Origin of the sequence: Shewanella sp. 10N.286.45.A1 (assembly GCF_041470405.1) — a bacterium.
Classification (GTDB): domain Bacteria; phylum Pseudomonadota; class Gammaproteobacteria; order Enterobacterales; family Shewanellaceae; genus Shewanella.
The window spans coordinates 1-221 of the sequence record NZ_JBFRMK010000388.1; the positions used below are offsets into that span (position 1 = coordinate 1).

Consider the following 221-nt stretch of genomic DNA (forward strand, 5'->3'; position numbering starts at 1 on the left):
TTTAGAGAAGCGTCGTCGCATATTATTTTTAAACTATCCCAACTTCCTAGCATATCTCCCGGCAATATCCCTAAGGTAATCTTTGATATCGAAAAGAATGCTAAACAGTTTATTTTAGAGGGGAAAAGGGAGCGTAGTTACCCTAGAGTGTTGAAGTGTTCAAAGGACCGATATCCCATAAAAAAGAAAGCCGTTCACGTTAAGTGAACGGCATTACGCTA

1 pseudogene is annotated in these 221 nt (G+C 39.4%); it reads left to right on the forward strand.

The annotated features are described in order from the left end of the window. A pseudogene (locus AB4238_RS21735) lies at positions 1-207 on the forward strand (IS4 family transposase); the annotation flags it as partial. Between the last annotated feature and the right edge of the window lie 14 nt (positions 208-221).